General features: G+C 62.8%; 12 protein-coding genes and 3 tRNA genes. 1 reads left to right on the top strand and 14 read right to left on the bottom strand.

From position 1 onward, the window contains the following. Positions 1-179 precede the first annotated feature (179 nt). On the top strand, positions 180-1,538 hold the full coding sequence (locus tag LCU97_RS23185; RefSeq protein WP_232777881.1) for an aminotransferase-like domain-containing protein: 1,359 nt from the start codon (positions 180-182) through the stop codon (positions 1,536-1,538). Positions 1,539-1,794: 256 nt separating this feature from the next. Here LCU97_RS23185 and LCU97_RS23180 read toward each other — a convergent pair. From LCU97_RS23180 to LCU97_RS23115, 14 genes are all read right to left on the bottom strand, one after another. Continuing rightward, a tRNA-Asp gene (locus LCU97_RS23180) sits at positions 1,795-1,871 on the bottom strand. A gap of 89 nt (positions 1,872-1,960) precedes the next feature. Next, positions 1,961-2,037 (bottom strand) — tRNA-Asp (locus LCU97_RS23175). Positions 2,038-2,095: 58 nt separating this feature from the next. Continuing rightward, positions 2,096-2,171, bottom strand: a tRNA-Val gene (locus tag LCU97_RS23170). A gap of 145 nt (positions 2,172-2,316) precedes the next feature. Next, a complete protein-coding gene (locus tag LCU97_RS23165) occupies positions 2,317-3,072 on the bottom strand; it encodes an SDR family oxidoreductase (RefSeq protein WP_053154722.1) in 756 nt (251 codons plus the stop codon). After that, positions 3,069-4,280 carry an O-succinylhomoserine sulfhydrylase gene (locus LCU97_RS23160; RefSeq protein WP_232777880.1) on the bottom strand — a complete coding sequence of 404 codons (1,212 nt, stop codon included), beginning with the start codon at positions 4,278-4,280 and terminating at the stop codon, positions 3,069-3,071. Before LCU97_RS23160 ends, LCU97_RS23165 begins: the two co-directional genes overlap by 4 nt. Positions 4,281-4,337: 57 nt before the next feature. Then, positions 4,338-5,843: an amidophosphoribosyltransferase gene (purF, locus tag LCU97_RS23155; protein ID WP_232777879.1), complete on the bottom strand. Its 1,506-nt coding sequence runs from the start codon at positions 5,841-5,843 to the stop codon at positions 4,338-4,340. A gap of 41 nt (positions 5,844-5,884) precedes the next feature. Continuing rightward, entirely contained in the window at positions 5,885-6,445 is a 561-nt protein-coding gene (locus tag LCU97_RS23150) for a CvpA family protein (protein ID WP_053154729.1), read from the bottom strand. Positions 6,446-6,544: 99 nt separating this feature from the next. Continuing rightward, complete coding sequence (locus tag LCU97_RS23145; RefSeq protein ID WP_232777878.1) at positions 6,545-7,246, bottom strand: SPOR domain-containing protein; 702 nt, start codon at positions 7,244-7,246, stop codon at positions 6,545-6,547. Continuing rightward, complete coding sequence (gene folC, locus LCU97_RS23140) at positions 7,230-8,537, bottom strand: bifunctional tetrahydrofolate synthase/dihydrofolate synthase (protein WP_232777877.1); 1,308 nt, start codon at positions 8,535-8,537, stop codon at positions 7,230-7,232. Before folC ends, LCU97_RS23145 begins: the two co-directional genes overlap by 17 nt. Then, positions 8,534-9,454 (bottom strand): acetyl-CoA carboxylase, carboxyltransferase subunit beta, encoded by a 921-nt coding sequence (accD, locus tag LCU97_RS23135; RefSeq protein WP_053154736.1) that lies wholly within the window; start codon positions 9,452-9,454, stop codon positions 8,534-8,536. Before accD ends, folC begins: the two co-directional genes overlap by 4 nt. Positions 9,455-9,710: 256 nt before the next feature. Beyond that, on the bottom strand, positions 9,711-10,343 hold the full coding sequence (locus LCU97_RS23130) for a phosphoribosylanthranilate isomerase (RefSeq protein WP_053154739.1): 633 nt from the start codon (positions 10,341-10,343) through the stop codon (positions 9,711-9,713). 63 nt (positions 10,344-10,406) lie between these two features. Then, positions 10,407-11,231, bottom strand: a complete 825-nt coding sequence (gene truA / locus LCU97_RS23125) for a tRNA pseudouridine(38-40) synthase TruA (protein WP_232777899.1) — start codon at positions 11,229-11,231, stop codon at positions 10,407-10,409. Between the two features lie 164 nt (positions 11,232-11,395). Further along, positions 11,396-13,987 (bottom strand): FimV/HubP family polar landmark protein, encoded by a 2,592-nt coding sequence (locus LCU97_RS23120; protein WP_232777876.1) that lies wholly within the window; start codon positions 13,985-13,987, stop codon positions 11,396-11,398. 211 nt (positions 13,988-14,198) lie between these two features. Continuing rightward, the gene (locus tag LCU97_RS23115) at positions 14,199-15,209 is read right to left on the bottom strand and encodes an aspartate-semialdehyde dehydrogenase (RefSeq protein ID WP_232777875.1); all 1,011 of its coding nucleotides are present in this window, start codon (positions 15,207-15,209) and stop codon (positions 14,199-14,201) included. Positions 15,210-15,362: the final 153 nt, after the last annotated feature.

The raw sequence follows: 15,362 nt of genomic DNA, 5'->3' as shown, positions 1-15,362 counted from the left end.
TTCAGGAAATGGCCGGCCCGCTCAAAGTCCTGCGCCCCCACGGTGACATGGCTGAACATCTGGCGCTCCCTGCTGCTGTCGCGGTTTAACGAATGATTTGGAAACACCATAATGCGCGTGACACTTCATGACTATTTAAATAGTGTCACGCGACACTATTCATTCACCGGATACTCACCATGCGCCTTCAATCGCCCTGGATACCCCGCCTTGCGGACATCGAAGCGAACGCATCAGAACGCCTGGTGTGCGCCCTGGCTGACGACATCGTTGAAGGACGATTGAAAAGTGGCGACCGCCTCCCCGCCCATCGACAGCTCGCATGGCAGCTGGGGGTCGGGTTGGGTACGGTGACGAAAGCGTATGCCGCCCTGGAACGGCGAGGTCTGGTACGCAGCGTCAAGGGTCGGGCAACGTTCGTGGCCATCCTGCAGGCACACGGGCAGCAACTGATCGATCTTTCATCCAATGTGCCCCCCGCCATGTTGACGAGCCGTCTCCTGGCGCAAACCTTGACCGGTATCGCTCGCAAGATCGACGCCGATCATCTCAATCTCTACTCACCCCCCGCCGGACACCTGGAACATCGGCGCCTGCTGGCCCGTTGGCTCGAAACCCTCGGCATCGCGGTTGAACCGTCCCACTTGGTGCTGACGGGCAATGCCCGCCAGGCCATTTCCCTGGCTTTCGACCTCGCCTGCGGCCCCCACGGGGTGATCCTGACGGAACGCCTCACGTATCCCGGCGCGATTGCGCTGGCCCGGCGCAAAGGCTATCGGATGCAGGGGATCGAGATCGATGGGCAAGGCATGCTGCCGGAGGCGCTTGCGCACGCCCTCGACCGTCTCGCAACGACCGCCGGCAAAGTGGTCTATCTCACTCCCACCCTTCACAACCCCACCACGGCGACGATGAGTGCGGCGCGACGGCAGGCTATCGTCGAGGTCTGTCGACAAGCGGGTGCCTGGATCATCGAGGATGGTGTCCACGCGCTGGGATCTGCGCCAGTGCCTGCCCTTGCGACGCTGGCGCCCGAAAGGGTGTTGCACGTCAATGGCCTGTCCAAGTCCCTCGGCCCCGGGTTGAGAATCGGCATGCTCACGCTGCCCGCTGAAATGCATGACGCTGCGCAGGAACATCTGCAGGACATTCCCCTGGGCCCGTCGCCGTTGTCCTGCGCCGTGGTGGAAGACTGGCTGTCCAACGGCGTCATCGCCTCCATCCAGCAGGACTTGCGTCATGAAGCTCGGCGCAGGACCAGCCTCGCCGCCGAATGGCTCGGCGACACCGAATGCGTCTCGCACCCGGACGCTTATCACATCTGGCTACCAATGCCTCGTGACGCCGCTGAGCGCTTGACGAAAGCGGCAGCCCAGGCGGGCATCAGGGTGACGACACCACAATCGCTGATGGTGGATCGCGATGAACAGATGACCGGTATTCGCCTGTGTCTGGGTGGCCCGTCTTTCGAGGCGTTGACCCAGGGGCTGACCCGCCTGTCGGACCTGCTGAAGCACGAGCCGGATGGGCCCGTTTGAACCAGGCACAACCTCCAAAACTCATCAGAAGTCCAGCATCAACGTCTCACTCCCCTGCGCAGGTGAGCGCTCATACTTCCCTGTGATGGAATGCGCACAAACCACAACTCACGCTTTCAAAAACAGAACGGGTCAGGTTTGGACAGGCAGAAACAAAAAACCCCGGTCTTTCGACCAGGGTCTTTGCTATCGATTGGAAGAAACCTTGCGGTTCTCTTCTTAGCTTCAAGGCGTTCAGTGGGCCTCGAAGCAGATATGGCGCAGCGGACGGGACTCGAACCCGCGACCCCCGGCGTGACAGGCCGGTATTCTAACCGACTGAACTACCGCTGCGTATCGCTATGGACTTGCGTCCAGTTAACTCATCTGATCGGAACCCTTGGGTTTCGATCTCGAATCAGGCGAACCTGCTTCGGAAAATATGGCGCAGCGGACGGGACTCGAACCCGCGACCCCCGGCGTGACAGGCCGGTATTCTAACCGACTGAACTACCGCTGCGCGTCGGTGGAGGCTTCTGACAGCTTCCATCTTGCTCTCGCAAGACTCTCATGGAACATGGTGGGTGATGACGGGATCGAACCGCCGACATTCTGCTTGTAAGGCAGACGCTCTCCCGGCTGAGCTAATCACCCTTTGCTTCGCTGAGGCCGCGAAATTTACGCAGGTGCCGAAGCTAAGTCAATAGCAGGATTGAGTTTTTTTCAAAAACAGCTTCGAGCGACAAGCTGCAAGCAGAAACGCCAACACCGCGAAATCGCTCGCAGCTCGCCGCTGTTCTTATTCGTAAATCATTTTCTTGGTCATGCCACCGTCCACCACGAACTCCTGGCCCGTGACGAAACCGGCATTGCGCGACAACAACCACGCCACCATGGCCGCTACGTCTTCTACCGTACCCACCCTGCCCGCCGGATGCTGCGCATGATCGGCATCGGTCAGCGGCTCTGCACGGCGCTGCGAAGGGTCCCGCGCGTCGATCCAGCCGGGGCTCACGGCGTTGACGCGGATCTCTGGCCCCAGGCTGATCGCCAAGGCATGGGTCAGGGCCAGGAGCCCGCCCTTGCTGGCTGCATAGGCCTCGGTGTCAGGCTCGGACTGCGCGGCACGGGTCGATGCCAGATTGACGATGGCGCCGTTGTGGGCACGCAGGTATGGCGCACAGTGCTTGGCCAGCAGCATCGGTCCGCTCAGGTTGACCGCCAGGACTCGATTCCAGTAAGCCAGGTCGAGGCTTTCCAGGGTGATGTTGTGGGGATCGGCAATGGCGGCATTGCATACCAGCGCGTCAAGGCGACCGAACTGACCGAGCACTTCGGCGATGCCCGTTGCGACCTGTGCTTCGTCCGCCACGTCCATGCCAACGAACCATGCGTTATCTCCGAGGGCCTTGGCGACCCGGGAACCGCGCTCGCGATCCCGGTCGGTCAGGACCACCTGCCAGCCTTCACAGATCAGCCAGGCCGCGATGCCGAGACCAATGCCCCGGGCGGCCCCCGTTACGAGCGCAACCCGGCCATGAATGCCGTCAATCACAAGGCCGCCAACCCACGAGCCAGATCGGCCTGCAGGTCCGTTACATCCTCCAGGCCGACCGCAACGCGGATCAGGCTGTCACGGATGCCTGCCGACTCACGTTCCTGGGGCGACAAACGACCATGGGAGGTGGTGCTCGGATGGGTAATGGTGGTTTTGCTGTCGCCCAGGTTCGCCGTAATGGAGACCAGACGGGTCGCGTCGATGAAACGCCAGGCGCCCTCCTTGCCACCCTTGACCTCGAAGCTCACCACTGCACCGAAACCACGCTGCTGACGCACGGCCAGTTCGTGCTGCGGATGGCTCTTGAGACCGGCGTAATGCACCTTCTCGATGCCGTCCTGCTGCTCCAGCCACTCGGCCAGCGCCTGGGCATTGGCGCAGTGGGCCTTCATGCGCAATCCCAGGGTTTCCAGCCCCTTGAGGAAAACCCAGGCGTTGAACGGGCTGAGGGTCGGACCGGCAGTGCGAAGGAAGCCCACCACTTCTTTCATCTGCTCGCCACGGCCGGCCACCACACCGCCCATGCAACGCCCCTGGCCGTCAATGAACTTGGTCGCCGAGTGCACCACCACGTCCGCCCCCAGCTTCAACGGCTGTTGCAGCACCGGAGTGCAGAAGCAGTTGTCCACCACCAGCATGGCGCCCTTGGCATGGGCGATTTCCGCCAGGGCGGCGATGTCCACCAGCTCGGCCAGCGGATTGGAAGGCGATTCGACGAACAACAGCTTGGTATTGGTCTTGATTGCCGCATCCCAAGCGGACAGGTCAGCCAAGGGCACGTAATCGACTTCCACGCCGAAGCGCTTGAAGTATTTCTCGAACAGGCTGATGGTCGAGCCGAAGACGCTGCGCGACACCAGTACGTGGTCACCGGCGCTGCACAAGCTCATCACCACCGCCATGATCGCGGCCATGCCGGTGGCGGTGGCAACCGCTTGCTCGGCGCCTTCGAGCGCGGCGATACGCTCTTCGAACGCTCGCACGGTGGGGTTGGTATAGCGCGAGTAGACGTTGCCCGGCACTTCACCGGCAAACCGGGCCGCCGCATCGGCAGCGGTACGGAACACATAGCTGGAAGTGAAGAACATCGGATCGCCATGTTCGGCTTCTGGCGTACGATGCTGGCCGGCGCGTACCGCCAGGGTGTCGAACGCTACGCCTTCAAGGTCGCTGTCCAGCCGACCGGCATCCCAATCCTGACTCATGCTGCCACTCCTTCAATCGGTTTAACGCAAACCGGCCCCTCAGGGCCGGTTTGTCACTCAGTTGTTGTACAGATCGATGATCGCACTGACCGCCTGGGTCTTGGCCTTGGACGCATCGTTACGAGCGCTTTCGATCTTGTTCAGGTAAGCCTCGTCGATGTCGCCGGTGACGTACTTGCCGTCGAACACCGCGCAGTCGAACTGCTCGATCTTGATCTTGCCGCCACCGACCGCCTCGATCAGGTCCGGCAGGTCCTGGTAGATCAGCCAGTCGGCGCCGATCAGGTCGGCCACTTCCTGGGTGGTACGGTTATGAGCGATCAGCTCATGAGCACTCGGCATGTCGATGCCGTAGACGTTCGGGTAGCGCACGGCCGGGGCCGCCGAGCAGAAGTACACGTTCTTGGCGCCGGCTTCGCGGGCCATCTGGATGATCTGCTTGCAGGTGGTGCCGCGTACGATGGAGTCGTCTACCAGCATCACGTTCTTGCCACGGAATTCCAGCTCGATGGCGTTGAGCTTCTGGCGCACGGATTTTTTCCGCGCAGCCTGACCCGGCATGATGAAGGTACGACCGATGTAGCGGTTCTTCACGAAGCCTTCACGGAACTTGACGCCCAGGTGGTTCGCCAACTCCAGGGCCGCGGTGCGGCTGGTGTCCGGGATCGGGATAACGACATCGATGTCGTGGTCCGGACGCTCGCGCAGGATCTTCTCGGCCAGCTTCTCGCCCATGCGCAGGCGCGCCTTGTAGACCGAGACACCGTCCATGATCGAGTCAGGGCGCGCCAGATACACGTGTTCGAAGATGCAGGGCGTCAGCGACGGGTTGGTCGCGCATTGGCGGGTAAACAGCTTGCCGTCTTCAGTGATGTAGACCGCTTCGCCCGGGGCCAGGTCGCGAATCAGCGTGAAGCCCAGCACGTCCAGGGACACGCTTTCGGAGGCGATCATGTACTCGACGCCTTCGTCGGTGTGACGCTGGCCGAACACGATCGGGCGGATGCCATGGGGATCACGGAAACCGACGATACCGTAGCCAGTGATCATCGCCACCACCGAGTAGCCGCCAACGCAACGGTTATGCACTTCCGACACGGCGGCGAACACGTCCTCTTCGGTAGGCTGAAGCTTGCCGCGCTGGGCCAGCTCGTGGGCGAACACGTTGAGCATCACTTCCGAGTCGGAGCTGGTGTTGACGTGACGCAGGTCCGATTCGTAGATTTCCTTGGCGAGCTGTTCGACGTTGGTCAGGTTGCCGTTGTGTGCCAGGGTGATGCCGTACGGCGAGTTGACGTAGAACGGCTGAGCTTCAGCCGAGGTCGAGCTGCCCGCGGTCGGATAACGCACATGGCCGATGCCCATGTGGCCGACCAGGCGCTGCATGTGGCGCTGTTGGAACACGTCACGCACCAGGCCGTTATCCTTGCGCAGGAACAACCGGCCATCATGGCTGGTCACGATACCGGCAGCGTCCTGGCCGCGGTGCTGGAGCACGGTTAGCGCGTCATACAGCGCCTGATTGACGTTCGACTTACCGACGATACCGACGATGCCACACATGCGACGCAACCCCTACTTAATGGATCTGAACTGAACAACCCTTACTGAGGCGTTTTGGCCATCGGCAAGAGCTGTTCCTTGAACGGTATTTCAGCGGGTACGCTGATACCGCTGGCAAGCCACTGACTGCTCCAACCCAGGATCAGGTTCTTGGACCAGTCTGCGACCAATAAAAATTGTGGCACGAGCCGGGACTCCTGCCACCACTTATCCTGTTGTACCGGCCCCAGGCTCAGCAGCCCGACGGCCACGACCACCAGCAACGCGCCACGCGCGGCGCCGAAAGCCATGCCCAGGAACCGGTCCGTCCCGGAAAGCCCGGTGACGCGGATCAGTTCGCCGATCAGATAGTTGATCATTGCGCCGACCAGCAAGGTGGCGATAAACAGAATGGCACAGCCCGCGATGACGCGAGCCGACGGCGTTTCGATGTATCCGGCGAGGTACTGGGACAGCGAGCCACCAAACATCCAGGCTACGACTCCCGCGATGATCCAGGTCAGCAGCGAGAGGGCTTCCTTGACGAAGCCGCGGCTCAGACTGATCAATGCGGAGATAGCGACGATCGCAACGATCGCCCAGTCAACCCAGGTAAATGGCACGGTGCAGCCTACAGACGGATAAGGCGGCGCATTTTAGCAGAGCGCAGAGCTGTCGGTAAGCTGCGATTGTCAGTGTGATTCAAATCAGGCGAACCGCAATCAACCGCGCTCCGGCTGGAAGCGCACCACAAAGCCCTTGAGGTTCTGCTGGCGACCGAGCAAGTCCCGCAGGCGATCGGCCTCGGCACGCTCGATCAACGGCCCGACAAACACCCGGTTCTTGCCATCGGCGGAACGAATGTAGGCGTTGTACCCCTGGCTGCGCAGGGATTTCTGCAGGTTCTCGGCGCTTTCGCGACTGGTCAGGCTGGCCAGTTGCACGGACCAACTGACCGACAGGCCATTGGCGTCCACACGACTCTGGGTGGTGTCCGGCTTGGTCGGCGCAGCGGTGATCGGCTGGCTCGGTGCCGGCTTGGCTGCCGGAGCAGCAGGCGCGGCTGGCGCAGGAGCCGCTGCAACAGGCGGCTTGCTCGATGTAGTCGGTGCAGCCGGTGCAGCGGTCGGCGCCGCAGGAGCCGCTGGAGCGGGCGTGATCGGCATGGCAGGCGCGGGTTGCGCGGCCAGTTCTTCATCGCTTGGAACTGGCTCCTGGGGCAGCGCCTGGGGCTCAGGCACCGTCACCGGCTCGACCTGCACCGGTGGCATCGCCGGCGCCTGGGGCGCGGCCGGTGCATCGACCGTGACCTGACGCTGCTCGTCCTGACGGGAAAACAGCATCGGCAGGAAAATCACCGCCAGGGCCACCAATACCAGGGCCCCTACCATGCGCTGCTTGTATGCCTTATCCAGCAATGCCATCTGCAGCTTCCTCCGTGGAGCGCCGGCTCAGCCATTGAAGGGCCTCGGCGACACAAAAAAATGATCCGAACACCAGGATTTCGTCGTCGGCGGTCGCCAGGGCGCACTGCCCTTCCAGCGCGGCGACCACACTTGCATAAGCATCTACCGAAGCGCCACGCGCCTGCAAGGCCGCCTGCAATTGTGTCGCCGGACGCGAGCGCGGCGAGTCCAGCGGCGCGACTGCCCAATGCTGGACACTAGCACTCAACGCCTCGACCACGCCATCCAGATCCTTGTCGGACAGCAACCCGAATACCGCCAGTCGCCGCCCCGCCACAGGCCGACGAGCCAGGCGCTCGGCCAGGTAGTGCGCCGCATGGGGGTTGTGGCCGACATCCAGCAGCAGGCTCAGGCGCTTGCCCTGCCAATCGAACGTGCGGCGATCGAGCCGGCCGACGACACGGGTCGCTTGCAAGGCCTTGACGATCTGGCCGGCATCCCAGGGCAGCCCCAGCAACCGGTAGGCCTGGAGTGCCAGCGCGGCATTCTCCATTGGCAGGTCCAGCAGCGGCAGGTCATGCAACTCCACCGGATTACCCTGGGCATCGCTGCCACGCCATTGCCAATGCTGCTCGGTCATGGCCAGATCGAAATCGCGCCCACGCAGGAAAAACGGACAGGCCAGTTCCCGAGCCTTGTCCAGCAATGGCTGTGGTGGATCGAGGTCGCCGCAGAGCGCAGGCGCGCCCTGACGGAAGATCCCGGCCTTTTCGAAAGCCACGGATTCGCGGGTGTCGCCCAGGTAATCGGCATGGTCCACGCCGATACTGGTCACCAGCGCGACGTCTGGATCCACCAGGTTGACGGCGTCCAGGCGACCTCCCAGGCCCACTTCCAGCACAACGGCATCGAGACCGGCACGCGCGAACAACCAGAACGCCGCAAGAGTGCCCATCTCGAAATAGGTCAGGGATATCTCGCCTCGCCCGGCTTCCACCGCGACGAAGGCCTCGCACAGCTCGGCGTCGCCAGCCTCGACGCCGTTGATCTGCACCCGCTCGTTATAACGCAGCAGGTGCGGCGAGCTGTACACACCGACACTCAGCCCCTGGGCCCGCAACAGCGAGGCCATGAAGGCGCAGGTCGACCCCTTGCCATTGGTGCCGGTGACAGTGATGACCCTGGGGGCCGGCTTGCCCAGCCCCATGCGGGACATGACGACCTGAGAGCGCTCCAGCCCCATGTCGATAGCCGACGGGTGCAGCTGCTCGAGATAGGCCAGCCATTCGCTCAGGGTACGTTGGATCATAGGCCCGCAGGCGCCGGTGGAACGACCATCGGCTCGATGGGCGTGGCGACATACTTAGGCGTCGGCAGGCCCATCAGTTGCGCCAGCAGGTTACCCAGGCGCGGACGCAGCTCCTGGCGATGGATGATCATGTCGATGGCGCCGTGCTCCAGCAGGAATTCGCTGCGCTGGAAGCCTTCCGGCAGTTTTTCGCGAACGGTCTGCTCGATCACGCGCGGACCGGCGAAGCCGATCAGGGCCTTCGGCTCGCCGACGATCACGTCGCCAAGCATCGCCAGGCTAGCCGATACGCCGCCATAGACCGGATCGGTCAGTACCGAGATGAATGGAATGCCTTCCTCTCGCAGACGCGCCAGCACCGCGGAGGTCTTGGCCATCTGCATCAGGGAGATCAGCGCTTCCTGCATCCGCGCACCGCCGGAAGCGGAGAAGCAGACCATCGGGCAACGGTTTTCCAGGGCATGGTTGGCGGCACGAACAAAGCGCTCGCCGACGATGGCGCCCATGGACCCGCCCATGAACGAGAATTCAAAGGCCGAAACCACTACCGGCATGCCCAGCAGCGTACCGCTCATGGACACCAGGGCGTCCTTTTCACCGGTCTGCTTCTGGGCCGCGGTCAGGCGGTCCTTGTATTTTTTGCCGTCGCGGAATTTCAGGCGATCCACGGGCTCCAGGTCGGCACCCAGCTCAACACGGCCTTCGGCGTCCAGGAAGATGTCGATACGGGCACGTGCGCCGATGCGCATGTGGTGGTTGCACTTGGGGCAAACATCCAGGGTCTTTTCCAGCTCGGGGCGATACAGCACCGCTTCGCAGGATGGACATTTGTGCCACAGACCTTCGGGCACCGAGCTTTTCTTCACCTCGGAACGCATGATCGAAGGGATCAGTTTGTCTACCAACCAGTTGCTCATGCTTTCTTTCTCCAGTACCGGCGGCCCGAACGCTCTGGTTCGCGGCCCCGCGTATGCCCTTGAGCTAAATTCATTGTGTGACGGGGTTCGGGGAGCCACCACGGTCAGCGCGAAACATGACCTGCGAGCAGCTCGACCTTCCCTGCCATTCCGACAACTGCTTCACCGCGGTTGCCACTACGCTATCGGCCCGCCCTGAGGCGGCGCCTGCCTGCTTTGTACAGTGCAGGTATGGACGGCGGCAGTCTGCCAGCCGTCACATTGGCGACTGACTGCTGCGCACAGCAGCCATGAACGCACGAATCTTTTCTGGATCCTTGATGCCCTTGCCCTGCTCTACCCCCCCGCTCACATCCACTGCGTACGGACGGACCTGGCGAATGGCTTCGGCCACGTTGTCGGCCGTCAACCCTCCGGCCAGGATGATGGGTTTGCTCAGACCCTGGGGCACCAGCGACCAGTCGAATGCCTCGCCGGTCCCTCCGGGAATGCCTTCGACATACGTGTCCAGCAGAATGCCACTGGCACTGGCAAAAGCTTCGCAACCGGCGGCGATATCATCACCGGCCTTGACCCGCAGCGCCTTGATGTACGGGCGATGCCAGCCTTCGCAATCGGCCGGCGTCTCGTCACCGTGGAACTGCAACAGCGCCAGCGGCACCGCGTCGAGTATTTCGCCCAGCTCGCAACGGCTGGCATTGACGAACAGGCCCACGGGGGTCACGAACGGCGGTAATGCACGGATGATCGCCCTTGCCTGCTGCACCGTCACCGCCCGAGGACTCTTGGCGTAAAACACCAGTCCGATGGCATCGGCCCCGGCCTCGACTGCCGCCAACGCGTCCTCGACGCGGGTGATCCCGCAAATCTTGCTGCGAACGGCTGGCATATCGTGAAAAACCTCAGGCAGATCCGTGAAAGTCCCGGATGGTAGCAAATGCAGCGGAGGGCGTCAGCCGTCGAGTTCCGAGAAGCCCGTGAGGAAATGTGGCCCGATGTAACGCTCCGGCAGCTCGAATTCCTTGTGATATTCAACTTGCACCAGATACAGGCCAAACGGATGCGCCGTCACGCCACCGGAGCGGCGGATGCGACTGTCGAGCACTTCCTTGGCCCATTCCACCGGCCGCTCGCCGGCGCCGATGGTCATCAATACCCCGGCAATGTTGCGCACCATGTGATGCAGGAATGCGCTGGCGCGGATGTCGAGTACGATCATCTTGCCGTGACGGGTCACACGCAGGTGATGCAGCTCCTTGATCGGCGATTTGGCCTGACACTGGCCGGCGCGGAAGGCGCTGAAATCGTGGACGCCGACCAGGCACTGCGCGGCCTCGGCCATGCGCTCGACGTCCAGCGGACGATGGTTCCAGGTAATTTCTTCGTTCAGGTGCGCCGGACGGATCTGGTCGTTGTAGATCACATAGCGATAGCGACGGGCAATGGCCTTGAAACGCGCATGGAAATGCGCGGGCATCACCTTGGCCCAACTGACACTGACATCGTGTGGCAGGTTGATGTTGGCGCCCATGACCCAGGCCTTCATCGACCGCTCGGCCTGGGTATCGAAATGCACCACTTGCCCGCAAGCGTGCACGCCGGCATCGGTGCGACCGGCGCAATGCAGCGACACGGGTGAATCGGCGACCTTGGACAGCGCCTCTTCAAGGGTCTGCTGCACCGTCGCCACACCGGAGGCCTGGCGCTGCCAGCCGCGATAGCGCGAGCCTTTGTATTCAACGCCCAGGGCGATCCGGAAAAAGCCGTCGGCCGCCATTTCGGCGGCCGGATTGTCTATGTTTGCCAAAGAATTACAGCCTGCTGAGGTACGCAAAGGCGGGCATTATAAGGCTGATGGGGTGGGATGCCAGCGCAGACGCCACCTCCCCTCAAACAAAAACGGCAGCCTCACCGGCTGCCGCTCTGAATACCCCTATGACCTCAGGCCAGGCGCGACAACATCTCCTGAGCTTCGCTCTTCTGGGTCGCATCGCCTTCATTGAGGACTTCACCCAGGATATCCCGGGCGCCGTCGTTGTCACCCATGTCGATGTAAGCCTGGGCCAGGTCGAGTTTGGTCGCCACTTCGTCGGTGCCGCTGAGGAAATCGAAGTCCGGCTCGTCTTCCGCACTGGCGAGAGCATCCTCAGCGGTGAAAGACGGCTGGCCCAGACCCTCGGACAGACGCTCCAGTTCTGCGTTGACATCGTCCAGTTCGGACTCGAAAGGATCCTTCGGCGCCTCGGGAACATCCATTTCATCGGCCAGGGACAGGTCGAAATCCGCCGGCAGCTCAAGGTCATCGGCCGGGGTATCGTCCAGAGCCGGCGTCTCGGCTGGCGACACGTCCAGCCCCTTGAGGTCGTCGTCCAGATCCAGCAGAAAATCTTCGTCGGCCAGGGCCGGCGCTGGCGCATCGGCTCCCAGGTCCAGGTCGAACTCCGACAAGTCGTCCAGGCTTTCGGCGGCTTCGGTCTGCTGCTTGAGCACCGACTCGAAACTCAGGTCATCGTCGGCCGGGAATGCGTCCAGCTCGGGAACCGGTTCGGGCACCGGCGTGGTCGGTGCGGTCTCCAGGTCGTCCAGGCTCAGATCGAAAGCATTGTCGAGCTCTTCATTGGTCGGCGGCGTGTCTTCCAGCAGTTCCTTGACGTACTGCGCGTCCAGCTCAGCGGCCACTGCTGCGGCGGCCAGGCCGGCACCGGCGGCGACTGCCATGGCCGGGAAGCGGCTTTTGAGTTGTTCGACCTGGGCGTAATTATCGCCATTGGCCACCAGCTGGCGCTCCTGGGCGACGAACGCGTCACGATCGCCCTGCTGACCGTAGACCTCCATCAGTTTAAGGCGCAGATCACTGCGTTGTGGTGCGGCCTTGATGCCTTGCTCGAGCAGGTCAGCCGCCTGGTTCAGGCGACCACGATCGATATGGGCCTGAGCCTGGGGCAGCACGTCGTCGGACCGATCGGCGGCCGGCGCTACCAGTGGCGCAGCGATAGGCGGCGTAACTACAACGGGAGCCACGACCGGAGCCGGCTTGGGCGCTGGCGCCGGCGCTGGCTTGGGTTCGAGTTTTACGCTTGGCGGTGGGACTTCAATGCCCTCGAAGCTGCTCGGGGGCAGATCGAGCTCCGGGGAGAAGTCGGCCTCCTCCTCGAGGGCTCGGGCCATGCGCAGATGTTTCTCGGCTTCCTGTTGCGCCTTGCGACGACGAGCGAGTAACAACAGCAGCAACAGCAGGATCACCACCCCACCACCGATCAATCCCAGCAGGATCGGATTGGTCAGCAGGTCGTTGTACTTCTGCTCGGCAGGAGCAGCCGGCGGCGTCGCTTCAGGGGCGGCCTCGGACGTGGCTTGCGGCGTAGTCTGGGCGGCCGGTGCGGGCGCAGTTGTCGGAGCTTGTGCCGAGGATGGCGGCGGCGTCAGTTGCGCCGACATCGCCGGGGTCGATCCGGGAGCCGGTGGTACAGCGGCGCCTTCGGCCTGCATCTTGGCCAGTTGATCGTTCTTGAGCTCGATCAGGCGCTGCAATTTGTCCAATTGGCTCTGCAGGTCCGCCATGCGGCTTTTCAGTTCTTCGTTATCGCGGCGAGCCGAGTCGAGGCTCTCCTGGGTGATCGCAAGCTTGTTGCTCAGAGCCTGGGCATCGCCGGCGGGGCCCTTGCCACCTTTCTTCGCAGATTCGGCCGATACCAGGCTCAGGTTATCGCGACCGACGGCCTGCGCCGGTGCGCTTTCGCCACGGCCACGCTTGGTCGCGTCCAGTTGCTGCTGGCCGCTACGTGCCACGCCCTGGCGTCCCTGACGCCCTCGCCAGGCCGCGTTCTGCGCCGCCACTTCGGCAATGGCCTGGGCCTGCGGCAACGCGGTGCTCTGCACCGGATCCGGCAGGCGCAGCACCTGGCCAGTCTTGAGCAGGTTAATGTTGCCATCGATGAATGCGTTCGGGTTCAGCGCCTGGATCGCCAGCATGGTTTGCTGGACCGAGCCACCGTTGCGCGCCTTGGCGGCGATTTCCCACAGGGTGTCGCGCGGCGTGGTGGTGTATTGGGACGGCTTGGTAGCACCGGTCACCGGCGTCGAGATGACCTGGGGCGGTTTCGGTCGAGCCGCCTCGGCCGCCTGGGGCGAAAACTTGGAAGGGTCGAGCAGCACGCTGTAGTCGCGCAGCAGGCGACCGTTGGGCCACAGGACCTGCACCAGGAACTTGACCATCGGCTCGGACAGCGGCCGGCTGGAGGTCACGCGCAGGACGCTCTTGCCGCTGGCGTTGATCACTGGGGTGAAGGTCAGGTCATTGAGAAAGGCCTGGCGGTCGATGCCGGCCTTGGCGAATTCTTCGGGCGAGGCCAGGCTCGGTACGACTTCGGCAGCGGTCAGCTGTTGCACATCGAGCAACTCGATCTCGGCGACCAGAGGCTGGTTCGGCGGCGACTTGAGGGTCAATTCCCCAAGCCCGAGCGCTTGCGCCATACCGGAGGACAGCGCCGAGGCGGCCGCTATTGCTAACACCAGTTTGCGAACTTGAACCATAGCCTCTTCCTTTGTTTGAACATTCCTCGGCCAGCGAGAAGATAGTGTTGTCGCCGCCGCGAGGCATTGCGCACTGCCCCCAGTAAACAACGGTGCGCGCGATCGTTTCACACATGCCCGGAAATACTCCGGGAGCATGGTTCGCCTTCATTACTCTCGCCAAGCATAGCGCCCAGCTAGAATCATTCGACAAATTGTTGCCAAGTATCTTTTACAGCAGGTCTTTTATCAACAACTCCGCCACCTGCACCGCGTTGAGGGCCGCGCCCTTGCGCACGTTATCCGTGGTCAGCCACAAATTGAGCTCCATCGGATCATCGATACCGGCGCGTACGCGTCCCACATAAACCACGTCCTGCCCCACTGCGTCGCCCACGGGCGTCGGATAATCACCCGCCTCCACCAGCTCGATGCCGGGCGCGGCTTCCAGGACGGCACTGACTTTCGCCAGATCGACGGGCGTTGCAGACTGCACGGTCACGCTAAAGCTATCGCCGAAAAACACCGGGGCTTGAATGCAAGTAACGGAAATCTTTAATAAAGCTTGATCCAGCACCTGCCGCAACTCGCGCATAAGACGTTTTTCCAGCGGTGTATGGCCCTGCTCGTCCGGCGTCCCCACCTGGGCCAGCAGATTGAACGCCATCTGCCGGTCGAAAAACTTCGGCTCCAGCGGGCGGGCATTGAGCAGCTCGGCCGTCTGGCGCGCCAACTCGCTGACCGCGACACGCCCCTGGGCGGAAACGGCGAGATTGGCGGTCAGGCTGATACGCTGCAGATCCAGGCAGTCCCGCAACGGCGCCAACGCGACCGCCAGCGTCGTGGCCGATGCGCTGGGGCTGCTCACCTGAAAGGGCTTGCCCAGCCCCGCCAGCACGTGGGCGTTGGCTTCAGGCACGATCTGCGGCGCCTGCTCCGGTGGCAAAGCGCCCGACAAATCGATCAAGGCGCAACCGGCGGCGGTGGCACGGGGAGCGAAGCTCAGGGTCACTGCCGGTCCGGCGGCGAAAAACGCCAGTTGGACTTTGCTGAAATCGAACTCATCGACTTCCCGCACCCGCACGTTTTTACCTCGAAACGCCACCGAACTGCCCGCCGACTCACTGCTGGCCAGCAGGTGCAGGTTGGCGACGGGAAAGTCGCGTTCTTCGAGAATCTGGACAACGGTTTCGCCGACAGTACCGGTGGCGCCGATCACGGCAATATCGAAGGACTGGCTCATGGGACTACCTCAGGCAAAACGGGGGGAGCGGCACTTTACCGGGTGGCAGGTATGCAGGCAAATGGGGCTGGGATTTCCGGTGACTGTGGCGACCTCATCGCGGGCAAGCCTTGCTCCCACAGGGGATATCCAATGGCCCCAAGACCTGTGGGA

Origin of the sequence: Pseudomonas uvaldensis (assembly GCF_021271205.1) — a bacterium.
Classification (GTDB): Bacteria; Pseudomonadota; Gammaproteobacteria; order Pseudomonadales; family Pseudomonadaceae; genus Aquipseudomonas; species Aquipseudomonas uvaldensis.
Note: the sequence above shows the minus strand (reverse complement) of the source record. Positions and strands in the feature narration are given on the sequence as shown.